At 56.8% G+C, this 13273-nt stretch carries 11 protein-coding genes; 10 read left to right on the top strand and 1 reads right to left on the bottom strand.

Annotated features, from left to right (window positions below; all coding sequences use genetic code 11):
• From HY962_05985 to HY962_06025, 9 genes are all read left to right on the top strand, one after another.
• Positions 1 to 282 (top strand): T9SS type A sorting domain-containing protein (locus HY962_05985; GenBank protein ID MBI5646463.1); only part of this gene is annotated, 282 nt, incomplete at its 5' end.
• A gap of 426 nt (positions 283 to 708) precedes the next feature.
• Positions 709 to 3117 (top strand): right-handed parallel beta-helix repeat-containing protein, encoded by a 2409-nt coding sequence (locus tag HY962_05990; protein ID MBI5646464.1) that lies wholly within the window; start codon positions 709 to 711, stop codon positions 3115 to 3117.
• 191 nt (positions 3118 to 3308) lie between these two features.
• The gene (locus HY962_05995) at positions 3309 to 4442 is read left to right on the top strand and encodes a hypothetical protein (GenBank protein MBI5646465.1); all 1134 of its coding nucleotides are present in this window, start codon (positions 3309 to 3311) and stop codon (positions 4440 to 4442) included.
• Between the two features lie 72 nt (positions 4443 to 4514).
• Positions 4515 to 4766 (top strand): 4Fe-4S binding protein, encoded by a 252-nt coding sequence (locus tag HY962_06000; GenBank protein ID MBI5646466.1) that lies wholly within the window; start codon positions 4515 to 4517, stop codon positions 4764 to 4766.
• Entirely contained in the window at positions 4763 to 5950 is a 1188-nt protein-coding gene (locus HY962_06005) for an NAD(P)/FAD-dependent oxidoreductase (protein ID MBI5646467.1), read from the top strand. The genes HY962_06000 and HY962_06005 overlap by 4 nt, the downstream gene beginning before the upstream one ends.
• Before the next feature lie 80 nt (positions 5951 to 6030).
• Entirely contained in the window at positions 6031 to 7332 is a 1302-nt protein-coding gene (gene hemL, locus HY962_06010) for a glutamate-1-semialdehyde 2,1-aminomutase (protein MBI5646468.1), read from the top strand.
• Between the two features lie 49 nt (positions 7333 to 7381).
• Complete coding sequence (locus HY962_06015) at positions 7382 to 8725, top strand: UTP--glucose-1-phosphate uridylyltransferase (GenBank protein MBI5646469.1); 1344 nt, start codon at positions 7382 to 7384, stop codon at positions 8723 to 8725.
• A 77-nt stretch (positions 8726 to 8802) separates the two neighbouring features.
• On the top strand, positions 8803 to 9147 hold the full coding sequence (locus HY962_06020) for a PAS domain-containing protein (protein MBI5646470.1): 345 nt from the start codon (positions 8803 to 8805) through the stop codon (positions 9145 to 9147).
• 3 nt (positions 9148 to 9150) lie between these two features.
• On the top strand, positions 9151 to 10419 hold the full coding sequence (locus HY962_06025; GenBank protein ID MBI5646471.1) for a WD40 repeat domain-containing protein: 1269 nt from the start codon (positions 9151 to 9153) through the stop codon (positions 10417 to 10419).
• Between the two features lie 10 nt (positions 10420 to 10429).
• Here HY962_06025 and HY962_06030 read toward each other — a convergent pair whose 3' ends face one another.
• Positions 10430 to 12124, bottom strand: a complete 1695-nt coding sequence (locus tag HY962_06030) for a chloride channel protein (GenBank protein MBI5646472.1) — start codon at positions 12122 to 12124, stop codon at positions 10430 to 10432.
• Between the two features lie 341 nt (positions 12125 to 12465).
• Here HY962_06030 and amrB point away from each other — a divergent pair.
• A partial coding sequence (gene amrB / locus HY962_06035; protein ID MBI5646473.1) for an AmmeMemoRadiSam system protein B occupies positions 12466 to 13273 on the top strand: 808 nt, incomplete at its 3' end.

Genomic DNA, 13273 nt, shown 5'->3' on the forward strand with positions numbered 1-13273 from the left:
GAGAGCTTCGACATGGATCAGAACTATCCGAATCCGTTCAACCCGACGACCACGATTCGTTTTGCGGCGCCCGAGCGTGCAACAGTGCGCCTCGTCGTCACGGATCTGCTCGGCCGCGAGATCACGACGCTGGTGAACGGCGCGGTGGACGCGGGTGTACACACGGCAACCTTCGATGCGGCGACGCTCGAGAGCGGCCAGTACATCGCCACGATCACCATGACGGGCATCGAGAGCGGCATCAATTTCTCGAAGTCGATCAAACTCTCGCTCGTGAAATAACTCTGATCATTCATGGCTGACGGAATCCTTCCAGCCCGCCAATAGAAAGGAGTTTCTCCGGCGCCCCACGCCGTGAGACATTGAAGGCCGCGATCTCAGTATCGCGGCCTTTTATTATTTTTGCACCCAGACTGCTGAAGAATACAACATGTCCAGATACTCGAACGCACCAACGGCCTTCGCAGTTTTACCGGTACCAAACCGCGATCTCCAAAAAACACATTGTATGAGTAGGATTCCTATTTGCGTTTTGAATACCCTTCATGTAAGTTTGAAATGCTGGTAGGGTCCGCTTTCCCGCTTTTACCGCGATACTCCCCAAAACTGATACTCTTCTCGTCCAACCGCGAGGCACTCCCGCCCCGCGCCTGCATGCATAATACGCACGCCATATACACCACCATCCAACTTATTATGAGGCCGGGTATGTCGAAACTGATTTTGCGCTTGAGTTCCATGGCGCTGTTCGCCCTTGTGCTCTCAGCGGCCGCGCTGGCGCAGCCGATGAGCGGCAGTTACACCATCGATCCTGGTGGATCGGGAGTCACAAATTTCACCACTTTCAACGGCGCGCGTAACGCGCTTGTGGCAAACGGTGTGAGTGGCCCCGTCACATTTACGGTTGCCGCCGGAACGTATAACGAGATGGTCGATCTCCCTGCGATCACCGGTGCGTCGTCCACAAACACCATCACCTTTGATGGGGTGAACAAGACCACGCGCATTTTGACCTATCAGCATTACAGCTACAACGCCACGTTCAAGCTGAACAGCGCGAAGTGGATCGTCATCAAAAACCTCACCATCGAGGCCTATTCCAGTGCGGGAGCATACAGCTACGCCTACGGCTACGCTCTGCATTTTCAGGACAACGCCACCGACAACGAGGTGATGAACTGCAACATCAAGGCAACGTCCAACCCCCTCGCGTACAACTACTATTTCTTCCCGGTAGTGATGGGCGGATGGTACCAGTACGCCTATGGCATGACCTCAAACAACTACGTCCATCACTGCACCATGGACGGCGGATATTCGAGCGTCTGGATTTACGGCACGTACGGCAACGGTCCGACGAACATTCGTTATGAGTACAACACCATGACGAACGGGTACTATTACGGCATTTACGCGCTGTACACCGACCAGTTGAAGGTGAAGAATAACTACATCAGCGGCAGCCCGTTGAACATGTACGGTTACGGCGTGATGATGCAGTATGTGAACGGTATGGAAATTGAGAACAACACCGTCCTTACCGGGTACATGGGCCTGTATTTCTGGTACAACAACATGGTGGGCAACATCAGCCGCGCGCGCATTGTGAACAACATGATCGCCTGCAACGGCAACTACTACAACTACGGCATCTACGCCTATTACCATAACAATTGCGACTTCTGGCACAACAGCATCAACGTGGGCGGCGGCACCGGAGTGCCGAGTTACGCGTGGATGTACGCCTTCATGCTGTACTACAGCACCGACGTCGACGTCCGTAACAACACGATCAAGAACAGCTCCGCCTCGACCACATACAATCTCCTGTGGTATTCATACGGAACAACCTTCACTGGCGGCAGCAACTTCAACTACAACAACTGGTTTAGCTCGGCTCCAACAAACACGTATATCGCGTACTACAACGGCACGTACTACAACACAGTGCCGGCCTTCCTCGCGGCCTCGAATCAGCCGAATTCCATCAACATCGATCCGGGTTATGTCAGCGCGACCGACCTGCACATGGACAACAACCGCCGCCTCGTGCGCAAGGGCACGGCTCTGGGTGTGGCCAACGACCTCGATGGTGACCCGCGCAATCCGACTACACCGTCCATCGGCGCGGACGAAGGATGCTACGTGCCCGATGGCGGCATCGCTTTTGAGATGACGGACCAAAGCGGTAATCCGGTGCAGTATTACAACGTCCCCGGTACAGTGTACGTGAAATATTCGATCAGCTACCCGCTCTCACAGCAGGTCAACGCCCAGCTCACCGCGCGCTTCTACACTGTCGGTCCTAATCCGCAGCTTGTTGCGACTCACTCGTGGGCGGCAACCAAACCCGCAAATCAGGTGTTGAACGGCATTCAACCCATCACACTCAGCCTCTCGCCGGGATTCTACCGCATTGAATTGGTGTTCAACACGATGAACACGTGCAACCTGTACGGCGATGAGTATCTGTATGGTCTCACCATGCTCCTCAACCAGGGCCAGACCCCGTGTATCGTTTGGCCGGGCGACGTGAATAACGACGGTCTGGTGAACTACGGCGATCGCAGGGCGCTCAATACCTATATAACCAATGCGAACCTTCGCTCGACGTGGTTGAGCGGTCCAGCACGCTATCGTCTGGACTTCGCGACCAATCCGTTTACGTATTACAAGTGGGAAGGTCAGACGTCTGTGCCGTGGCAGACCGCCGAAGGTTGCTACATGGACAGCGATGGCAACGGCATGATCAACAGCTTCGACAATCTTGCGATCAAGCTGAATTGGATGAAGACTCACGGCATTCCGAAAGACGGCAGCCAGGCATTCTCGGCTACGAACTTCGATCTCGATCAGAATTATCCGAATCCCTTCAATCCTTCGACGATGCTCCGCTTCAGCGCCCCCGAGCGCAGCCAGGTGCGTCTCGTCGTGACCGACGTGCTCGGCCGCACCATAACCACGCTCGTCAATGGCGCGGTGGAAGCCGGCGTGCATACTGTTCCTTTCGATGCGACCACACTCGAAAGCGGTCAGTACATCGCGACTATCACAATGACCGGCATCGAGAGCAATCTGAGCTTCTCGAAGACCATCAAGATGACGCTCGTCAAATAAGTCCCTGCACCACGGATTTTCAAAGCCCGGATCGTTGTGATCCGGGCTTTGTTTTTACTTCCCTGTGTTGCCGCGCAGTGCGCAGCGAACGTGCAAACGAGGCTCTTGCACATGGTGCTTGAATCGATACCAAGTCTTTCGTTATTATTGTTTTTCCATAGAATCCGACTTCCCTTCGCCAGCGAGGCCCCATGAAAAGAATTGTCACTCTCCTGTTGTTACTCACAGCGATGATGTCGTTTTCAACCACAACACTTCACGCTCAAGGTGCCGGCTGCGATCTCATTCTGCTCACCGCCAGTGACGACAGCGTGCAACTGGCCGCGGAGTTCTACACGCCAAGCGGCGTGTCGTTTCGCCTTGAGGCGATCTATGTCGCACTTGCATACGACCCTGCGTTATTTACCGTCACGAACAAAAGTGTGATGAACCACCGGTTTGCCGGTGCAGGATTCCAATCCGACTCTGATCCAAAACTTGATACAAACCTTATCGCACCGGATATCTGCCTCTACGGGGAATCACACCCCAATTTCAGCAACATCCCCTATCCGCAAAATACGCGCCGGACACTGTGTACGTTCAAGCTCGTCCCGCTCGCACCCGGACCTGGCGTTGCATCCTTCTACGTCTACGGGAATCAGGTTGTACCTGCGTTCTCAGGGTACTGGATAGAAGGTCAGAACGACAATCAGCCTTTCAGCCCCATGAACGACTTGACCAATATCGACTGGCCGGTGGAGTTCACACTTTTTCAAGCGACCCAGCAGGGTGATGTTGTCGCCGTGAAATGGATCACGGCCTCGGAACGCGGTAATGCGGGCTTTTATGTAGAGCGGCGTCCTGTCGCATCGGATGTATGGACAACACTCGATTTTGTGAAAGGTCATGGCACGACTTATACCGACATGCAGTACATGTTTTTGGACAGGACGGTCCGCGATGCCGGATTCTACGAATACCGCCTGAGGCAGATGGATGTTGACGGCACGTTCTCGTATTCGCCCACAGCGACAGTTGAATACAAACTCGGCGGAAACACCTACTCGTTGGATGCCGCCTACCCGAATCCCGTGTCCCAGTCCGCGCGCTCACTGATCCGCTACTCTCTTGCGCAGCGCAGCGCTGTCCTTCTTACCGTCAATGACGCGCTCGGTCGCGAGGTTGCGCGTATTGCGCAGCACACGGCCGATGCCGGCATCTACACCGCGCAGTGGATGCCAGGCGACACTCCGGCGGGCAGCTATCTGCTGACACTGCAATTACAGGACGAGAATGGCGCCCCGGTGTTTGTGAAAACACAGCGCATCGCCGTCGTGCCCTGATCCGCGCAAAGACTTCCATCAGAGGGCGCGCATCCAACGATGCACGCCCTCTCTGTTTTTCCTCGCTCGAGCATGTATATTCCTTCGTTATTCACACGGAAAGGACCACGAGTGCTGTTGATACAGATCAAGGACGATGCCTGCGATTTTTGCGGATGCTGCGTGGGTGTCTGTCCCGAAGACGCAATCGAACTGCAGGAAGCGCGCATTACACTGATTGAGGATCGTTGCACCAACTGTGCAAAGTGTGTGTGGGTGTGTCCCTTCGAGGCGCTCATCTTTTTGAAACCTGGCGCCGGGGTTTTGCCGGAGGCCGGAAAATGAGCCCTGTGTGGGACGTCATCATCGTGGGAGCAGGACCTGCGGGAAGCACGCTCGCGCGCACCGTTGCCGCAGCGGGCTATTCCGTTCTTATGCTCGAAAAGGATCGCGACATCGGCATGCCGGTGCGTTGCGGCGAAGCAGTCAGCGATACCAGTCTGCGCGAACTTGTTGATGTGGACCCGCGCTGGATCGCGTCTACCATCCGCCGCTTTCGCCTCATCGCCCCGGACGGAAACATGGTGGAGCCGGATCTTGGCGGACACGGATATGTTCTGGAACGCAGAATATTCGACTACGACCTCGCTCGCCTCGCGAGCGAAGCCGGCGCGGTCGTACGAACAAAATCGTACGTCGATGCGCTGGTCCCCGGTGAGGACGGCTTCGCGGGCGTCCGCGTTAAGGGGAACAACGGCGCGACCATCGAACGCGCACGCATCATTGTCGGTGCCGACGGGGTAGAGTCACGCGTCGGTCGCTGGGCGGGACTACGTACCGAGACACGCCTCCGCGACATGGAGTGTTGCGCACAAATGACACTCTCCAATATCCCTGTTGAGGACGACGCCTGCGATTTTTATTTCGGCCAATCCGTCGCGCCCATGGGCTACCTGTGGGTATTCCCGAAGGGACGGAACACGGCAAATGTCGGACTCGGGATCAGCGGCATGGCGGCAAAAAAACGGAGTCCTTTGTCCTATTTACAGGACTTTGTCGCCCGCACGTACCCGCAGGCGGGCATACTGACAACGGTCGCCGGAGGGGTTCCCTGCGCTGCGACACTCGAGTCGGTCGTGTCCCGCAATGTGGTGCTGGTTGGTGATGCTGCGCATCAGGTAAACCCCGTCTCGGGAGGAGGTATCACATCAGGCATGCGTGCGGCACGTCTGGCAGGCGAGGCCGTGATAGCAGCGCTGCGCGAGAACTCACCGCAGCGCCTTGGCGATTATCAGCGCCAATGGGACAAGGGGTACGGAGCAAAACATCGGATGTATTACCGCATCAAGGAAGCCGTCCATGGCTATTCCGATGAAACGTTGAACCGCATCGCGGCTGGAGTCCTCGCCTTGAAGCCCGAGAAAAGGACGATCTGGGGAGTTTTCCGCGTGGCGCTGACGCGGAATCCCGCGCTGATATGGGACATGGTGCGTGTGTTCGGTTTGACATCCTTCGACGACGACGCATGAATTGACGAGGGTTTTCACCCGTCGCGGCATCGAGTATATTGGTATGTTCCGCCCGAATAACCAGGACAGCCAATACAGCAATGAAATCCATCGACACTTCGCGACGTCTCTTTGAACAAGCCCGCACTCTGATCCCCGGCGGAGTAAACTCGCCCGTGCGCGCCTTTCGCGCCGTCGGCGGCCAGCCCATTTTTTTTAAATCCGCATCGGGGGCCATCCTCACCGACGTCGATGGGAACGAGTACATCGATTACATCGGGAGTTGGGGTCCTTTCATCCTCGGCCATGGACATCCGAGAGTCCGCGAAGCGCTTCATGCACAGCTCGACCGCGCGACCAGTTTCGGCGCTCCGACGGAGCTGGAAAACGAACTCGCTTCGCGTATCATCTCCCTTGTTCCCTCCATCGAGATGGTGCGTATGGTGAACTCGGGGACAGAGGCAACACTCTCGGCAATCCGCCTGGCGCGCGCAGCCACAGGCCGCGAAAAGATTCTGAAATTTGAAGGATGTTATCACGGTCACGGGGACTCCTTCCTGATCAAGGCGGGTTCCGGAGTTGCAACACTGGGACTCCCCGATTCGCCCGGCGTCACCACATCAATTGCGCGTGATACTCTCACCGCGCGTTTCAACGACATCGCCTCCGTCGAAGCCCTCGTCGAGGCGCATCGCGGGGAGATCGCCTGTGTCATTTTGGAACCTGTTGTCGGAAACATGGGATGTGTTCCGCCGGACGAAGGATTTCTAGAAAGCATGCGCACGCTCTGCACACGCGAGGGGATACTCCTGATTTTCGACGAGGTTATGACCGGCTTCCGTGTCGCGCGAGGCGGAGCGCAGGAACTGTTCCGCATCACTCCCGATATTACCACTCTCGGAAAAATCATCGGCGGCGGCCTGCCAGTGGGCGCGTATGGCGGACGAAAGGATCTGATGGAACTTGTCGCCCCGGCAGGACCGATGTACCAGGCAGGAACGCTCTCCGGCAATCCTCTGGCCATGACCGCGGGTCTCGCGACACTCGAGGTGCTTGCAGAAGATGGCGTATATGAACTCCTGGAACAGCGCGCATCGGCGCTCTGTGCGGGAATACAACACCACCTCGACGCACTCGGTCTGCCCTATGTCACGAACCGCGTCGGTTCGATGTTCACCCTGTTTTTTAAGGATGGGGTTGTCCGGAATTGGGACGACGCGCGCGCCTCTGATACTGCCGCCTTCGGCCGCTGGTTCTCAGCCATGCTCGAACGCGGGATCTACCTCGCGCCGTCACAATTCGAAGCGGCATTCCTGTCGCTCGCGCACGATGATTCCATCCTCGAGCGCACGATACACGCCGCAGGAGAATCACTCGCCCTTGTCGCACGCACCTCGAACTGACGTTGAAGACATGACAATCGAGGAGAAACTCGCGCTCTTCGAAGAAAAGATGCGCGGCGCTCACGTTGCAGCTCCTGCTATTGCCACATTTCGCAGGCAGTTCCTTGCGCTCGCTGCGGGCGCGACAGGGATGCTCGGAGGAGATGACATAACACCCGTTCGCTCCGTTCCCGATTATCAAGAACTCGCCGCTCCTCCCGAAGAAGAAAGCCGAGGTCTGCTCAATCGATTCGCCGTGATAAAGCTCAATGGCGGACTCGGGACAAGCATGGGACTCGAACGGGCGAAAAGTCTCATCGAAGTCAAAAACGGCTTATCGTTTCTTGATCTCATCGCGCGACAGATTTTGCATCGGCGAAAGTCATACGGCATGTCCCTGCCGATTCTGTTTATGGACTCCTACAACACGCAGAACGACACACTCGCCGCACTTTCCCGGTATCCGGACCTTGGGTCCGTCGTGCCTCTCTCCTTTCTGCAGAACAAAGTTCCAAAAATTCTCGCCGCGGACCTCACCCCCGCCGAGCACCCGCGTGTGCCTGAACTTGGATGGTGCCCTCCTGGACATGGCGATATCTACACCACGATGAAATCGACCGGTGTGCTCGATGCACTTATTCGATCGGGCATTCGATACGCCTTTGTGTCCAACGCGGATAATTTAGGTGCCGCGCTTGATCCCGCAATCGCCGCCCACATGAGCAGAAACGGCATCGAATTTCTTATGGAGGTTGCAGACCGGACTCCCGCCGATAAAAAGGGCGGTCATCTGGCACAGTTGCGCGATGGCCGGCTGACCCTTCGCGAATCCGCTCAATGCCCCCCAGCGGAACGTGACGCGTTCGAGGACGTGACTGTGCACCGCTACTTCAATACCAACAATGTGTGGATCGACCTGTTCGCGCTCGACCACCTCCTCGATCAGCATGGCGGCACCGTTCCGCTTCCGCTTATCCGCAATACAAAGACGCTCGACCCGCGGGATCCAACATCACCGCAGGTGATTCAACCCGAATCGGCAATGGGCGCTGCAATATCGCTGTTCGGAAAAGCGGCCGCACTGCGTGTTCCGCGATCCCGATTCGCTCCTGTGAAGACCACCGACGACTTGGTCGCCGTACGCTCGGATGCCTACGCTATGACCGAGGACTATCATATCGTTCCCTCAAAAGACATCCCCGTTGTTGTGTCTCTCGATCCGCGGTATTACCGCGTGTTGCAACAACTCGATGAACGATTCCCGTTTGGACCGCCCTCGCTAATCCAGTGCACTGAATTTCAGGTTCACGGTGACGTGGTGTTCGGCGCAGGCATTACCGTGAGCGGGACCACGCATATTCACGCGCCTGAGGGTTCCCGTCTGCTTATCCCGGATGGAACACATCTGTCGTGAACACCAAAAGCGGTTCCGCACTTCCACGCGTGTGCTGCGGGAATGGTAGACAGTAATCAGCATACTCTGGAGAATCCATGAGTCACGATCAATCCTGGGCCGACGAATTGCCGTGCGCGATCACGGTCTGTGATGCAAAAGGCACCATTGTCTCGATGAACAACGCTTCGGTGCAGACCTTTCGAAATGAGGGTGGCGCGGCCCTGATCGGGAGCAACGTTCTCGATTGTCATCCCGAACCGTCACGAACCCAGCTCAGGGATATGCTGCGTGACGGGACGGAAAATTTATACACGATTGAAAAGTCCGGGCGCAAAAAACTGATCTGCCAGTACCCATGGTTCAAAGACGGGCAGTACGCGGGCCACGTCGAGATTTCGATTGTGCTCCCCGAGAACCTTCCTCACTTCAAGCGCGATTAACATATGTCTGCAGCTTCGACACACGACGAAAGCGGAGCATCCGCCGCCGACAAGTCCTATCCCAGCGCGTGGTCGTATCGGACGATTAAGGAAGCCCCTCCCTCCGGTCCGCGGAAGAACTCGCCGTGGTCGTTCTCGACGCATCACATTGCTGCAGCGGTTGTCGCGTTTTTCCTCCTCTTGGCCGGATATTACCTCGGGACCTACTGGCTCGATGTCCGGCAATCCCTGCTTCTGCTCGACACGCGACTCGAAGTGATTGACGACATTGAATGGAGTGTGGATGGATCACGGCTAGCGGTCTGGTCGCGACGGCCCGGCCCTTCAGCACGAACGCCTGTTCTCCAGATATGGGACACGCTGGAAGGGAACCTGTTGGCGGCATTCCCAAATCCTGGCGAGTTCATGGGAGCGGCCGCGATGTCGCCATTGGGCGATCGTGCCGCGTTGTGTCTTCTCGATTCGGTGGATACCCGCCAGCACACGCTGGTTCTGTTTGATATCGCAAAGCGGATGGAGGTGCGGCGAATTCGATTTTCTACTCCGATAGTGGCTCGTCTCGAATACTCTCCGGATGCGTCGATAGTGGCCGTGCTGTCGGATCAGATTCTGCTGTTTGATACGCAGACAGGCGCCCTGCGCGATTCCATCCAATTCCCCGCGATAGTATACCAATTCGAACTCGCCTTTCGCGATGCGTCCGTGCTTGTGATGTCTGTCGCATCCGACACCGTGATGGTGGACGAGTATAATCCCAGAATCACCCGGGTATTACCCGCGCCGCGTGGGATGGAAGCGCCCCGTGCCGCGTTCAGTGCCAATGCTGAATATCTGGTAATTGCGGCAGGCGACTCGGCCTACACGTTCACGACACGCGACAGCAGAATGATGTATCGCGTGTCGATTCCAAAGGGTTTCACGGGGCCGGTCAGTATTGCGGCGGATGGAAAAAGTATCGCTGCCCATTCGCCTGAGGGTGCTGTTGTATTGATCCATGCGGAGACTTCGGCCACGCGTGCAACATATTCGTCTGCGTCTGGCACTCCGCTCGACGCGATATTTTCGCGCGACGGAGAAACTCTTGCGCTCATGGATGCGGGAACCGGAACAGTTGATCTCTGCGAAACGACACGAGGAACGCGGCACAGCAGGTTCACGCACCGCGAATCGCTGTGGGAAGATTCGGAGAAACAGTTCCGTTTCTCCTTTTCTCACGATGGCGCGCATATTGCGACGGCCTCATCCAAAGTGCGCATTTGGCCGGCACGTTAGGACCGGACGTCTACGTTTCGCGTGCGACGGAGATGCGGTAGAAGCGATGTACCTCGTGAGATCCGAGTATGCCGACAGGGCGGCCGCTTTCTGCGTGTACCACTGGCAGCGCCGTCCAGCCCCCCGTATCGAACAGTTTCATCACGACATCGAGAGTCGTCTCTTCGTGAACCAACGCCACGCCGTCCAGCATGACATCGGCCGCCAAGAGCGTTGATGCCGATGCGGCATCGGTGATAAATGTCCGCACATCCTCAAATTCGATGATACCGCGATAGCGTCCGTCATCGTCGGTGACGAGAAGCGCGCTGCTTTCCGATTGCTCGAAGAGCGCGAGGACTTGGCGGAGGGGCAACACGAGCGGCACCACCGGGGCGCTGCGGTCCACGAGTTGCCCGACGTCGATCGAACTTAACAAGGGCAAGTATGCGAACGATCCGATCCGGCCCGAGGAGGGATCGAGATCACGCGTGTAAATCGATGCGGCGAGCAGGCGCTGCGCGACAAGAACCGCGAGTACCGAGGAAAGCATCGCAGGTAGAACGATGCCATAATCCCCTGATATTTCGATCACCATGAGTATTGCCGTCAACGGTGCGTGCATCGTTCCTGCAAGCATCGCCCCCATTCCCGCCACCGCGTACGGCGTGGCTGATGCGGCCATGCCGGGATGCAGCCACATCAGCATCAGGCCGAAAGCGCTGCCCAGCATTGCGCCGCTCTTGAGTGCGGGTGCGAAGAGTCCGCCGGTGCCGCCTGAGCCGACTGTAAACGCAGCATGCACGGGCTTCATGATACCCGCAACAAGCAGTATCCATACCGGGTATGAGGAATCGAGCGCTGCATTGACGGGATCGTATGTATGCTCCATCAACATCGGCAGAAACAGGATGCATATCCCTGCGGCCAGCCCACCAATGGCCGGCTTTATGGACGCGGAAACCCTGACGTATTTATAGAGAACATGCTCCACTACACCGACAGTGCGTGTAAATCCTGCGGCAGCGATCCCGATGCATAGGCCGAGCACAACGAACCAGACGTACTCGTGTGCCGCGATGGCTCCGATTGGCGGACTATGCACCAGAGCGAATGCCCCATATGCATTGCGTGTCAACGCAGTGGCGGCAACTGATGCGACCACGACAGGAGTAAACGTTTTCACGCGGAAATCCCCGAGAATCACCTCAAGCACGAACATCACACCGCCAATGGGTGCGTTAAAGATACCGCTGATACCTGCCGCCGCGCCGCAAGCGATGAGCGTGCGCGCATGATCGCGCGACAATCGGAGTACGCTCGATAGAATCGAAGCGACCGCAGCACCTACATGCACAATCGGGCCCTCTCTTCCTCCTCCTCCGCCGGATCCGATCGAAAGGGATGCGCCGATGAGTTTCTGAAGAACGATTCTTTTCCGAATGAAACCGCGGGAGAACCGGGTCACCATGATGACCTCTGTCACTCCATGGCCCGAACCGCCGCGGAAGACATGGGTGTTCAGCAAACCCACGCACAGTCCGCCAAAGGCGGGGATGAGCGGGATCAGAACCCAGGACCAGGCGTCGCCCCCCTTCGCGGAGGAAAATAGACCGAGGAACCACGAACCGGAGAATTCCACACTCCAGTTGAAAAGGAGAATGACAGCGCCCGTCAGCAGGCCTATTGCACCCGCGGCAACGATCAGGAACGTGTTCCCTGCCACCCCGATCACCGGCCGGCGGCGAAACCGTTCTTGCAGCTCAACAAATATTCCTCTGAGGATCATCGTAGGGAATTCAGCGACGGAGATGGGTGTGAACAGTGAGAACAAGAATATCGCAATATCCACACTTCAGATCCATCGGCGTCATGCGGAACAGATTCCGAATCTCCATCCATTCAAGGAGACCGTGACAAAATTCCGATTGTGTGCTTCTGCGCGTATTTTGCATTTCTATGAAGTACTGCACGATTTTTTTTCTGACCCTTTTATTCTCCAGCGCGGCGGCACAAAATGTGCGACCCATCCGCGATGATGTCGGTTTTTGTTGGGATGGCGAGCAGATGAAACGGCTCGTGGCCCATCTCGAAAAATCAGAGAAGGCCTCAACGCCGCTCTCGGGGATCGTTGCAGCGATCGCCCCTCACGACGACTATCTGTACTCGGCCCGCGTCGGCTACCCGTTGTTTCGCGACCTGCACGCTTCCGAGGTTGTAATCTTCGGGGTGACACACGCGACTGTGCGAAAAGAAATCGGCGACCCATCGGGTGTCCTTCTCCTCGACGATTTTCGCAACTGGACCGGCCCCTACGGTAGCGTGCGTGTGTCACCTCTGAGAGACTTTTTAAAGGAACGGCTCGACAGCAGCATCGTGCGTATCGACTCACGCGCGCACGCACTGGAGCACTCGATCGAGGCGCTGATTCCCTTTGTGGAACACTTCAATCCAGGGGTGAAGATTACACCGATCATGGTGACGGCGATGTCGTTCGAGCAACTCGACTCGGTGTCCGCGCGTCTTGCCGAAGTGCTTGGGGAATACATTACCAAGAACCGTCTCGTCGCCGCCCGCGATATTGTCTTTCTTATCTCGAACGATGCAAATCACTACGGCCCGGACTTCGATAACTCACCGTTGGGGCTTGATGCGCGGGCGCATCAAGTGTCGACCGAAAACGACCGGCGCATCATCACGTCGACTATTACCGGCCCGGTCACTCCCGAAAAAATCCGCCGCTTCACAGAGTTGATGAACAGCGTGCGATGGTGCGGGAAATTTTCCGTGCCGTTCGGCCTCCTGACGGTCCAACGGCTGGTCCAGCGATTGACCGGACGCAGTCTCGATGGCACGCTGATCCGATACTCCGACA

This window comes from Ignavibacteriota bacterium, from assembly GCA_016218045.1.
Lineage (GTDB): Bacteria > Bacteroidota > Ignavibacteria > SZUA-365 > SZUA-365 > JACRFB01.

What these genes read in the sequence shown, in the direction of transcription:
- HY962_06000 (MBI5646466.1), top strand. Translation starts at nt 4,515, where the DNA reads ATGTATATTCCTTCGTTATTCACACGGAAAGGACCACGAGTGCTGTTG.
- HY962_05990 (MBI5646464.1), top strand. Translation starts at nt 709, where the DNA reads ATGTCGAAACTGATTTTGCGCTTGAGTTCCATGGCGCTGTTCGCCCTT.
- hemL (MBI5646468.1), top strand. Translation starts at nt 6,031, where the DNA reads ATGAAATCCATCGACACTTCGCGACGTCTCTTTGAACAAGCCCGCACT.
- HY962_06015 (MBI5646469.1), top strand. Translation starts at nt 7,382, where the DNA reads ATGCGCGGCGCTCACGTTGCAGCTCCTGCTATTGCCACATTTCGCAGG.
- HY962_05995 (MBI5646465.1), top strand. Translation starts at nt 3,309, where the DNA reads ATGAAAAGAATTGTCACTCTCCTGTTGTTACTCACAGCGATGATGTCG.
- HY962_06025 (MBI5646471.1), top strand. Translation starts at nt 9,151, where the DNA reads ATGTCTGCAGCTTCGACACACGACGAAAGCGGAGCATCCGCCGCCGAC.
- HY962_06020 (MBI5646470.1), top strand. Translation starts at nt 8,803, where the DNA reads ATGAGTCACGATCAATCCTGGGCCGACGAATTGCCGTGCGCGATCACG.
- HY962_06005 (MBI5646467.1), top strand. Translation starts at nt 4,763, where the DNA reads ATGAGCCCTGTGTGGGACGTCATCATCGTGGGAGCAGGACCTGCGGGA.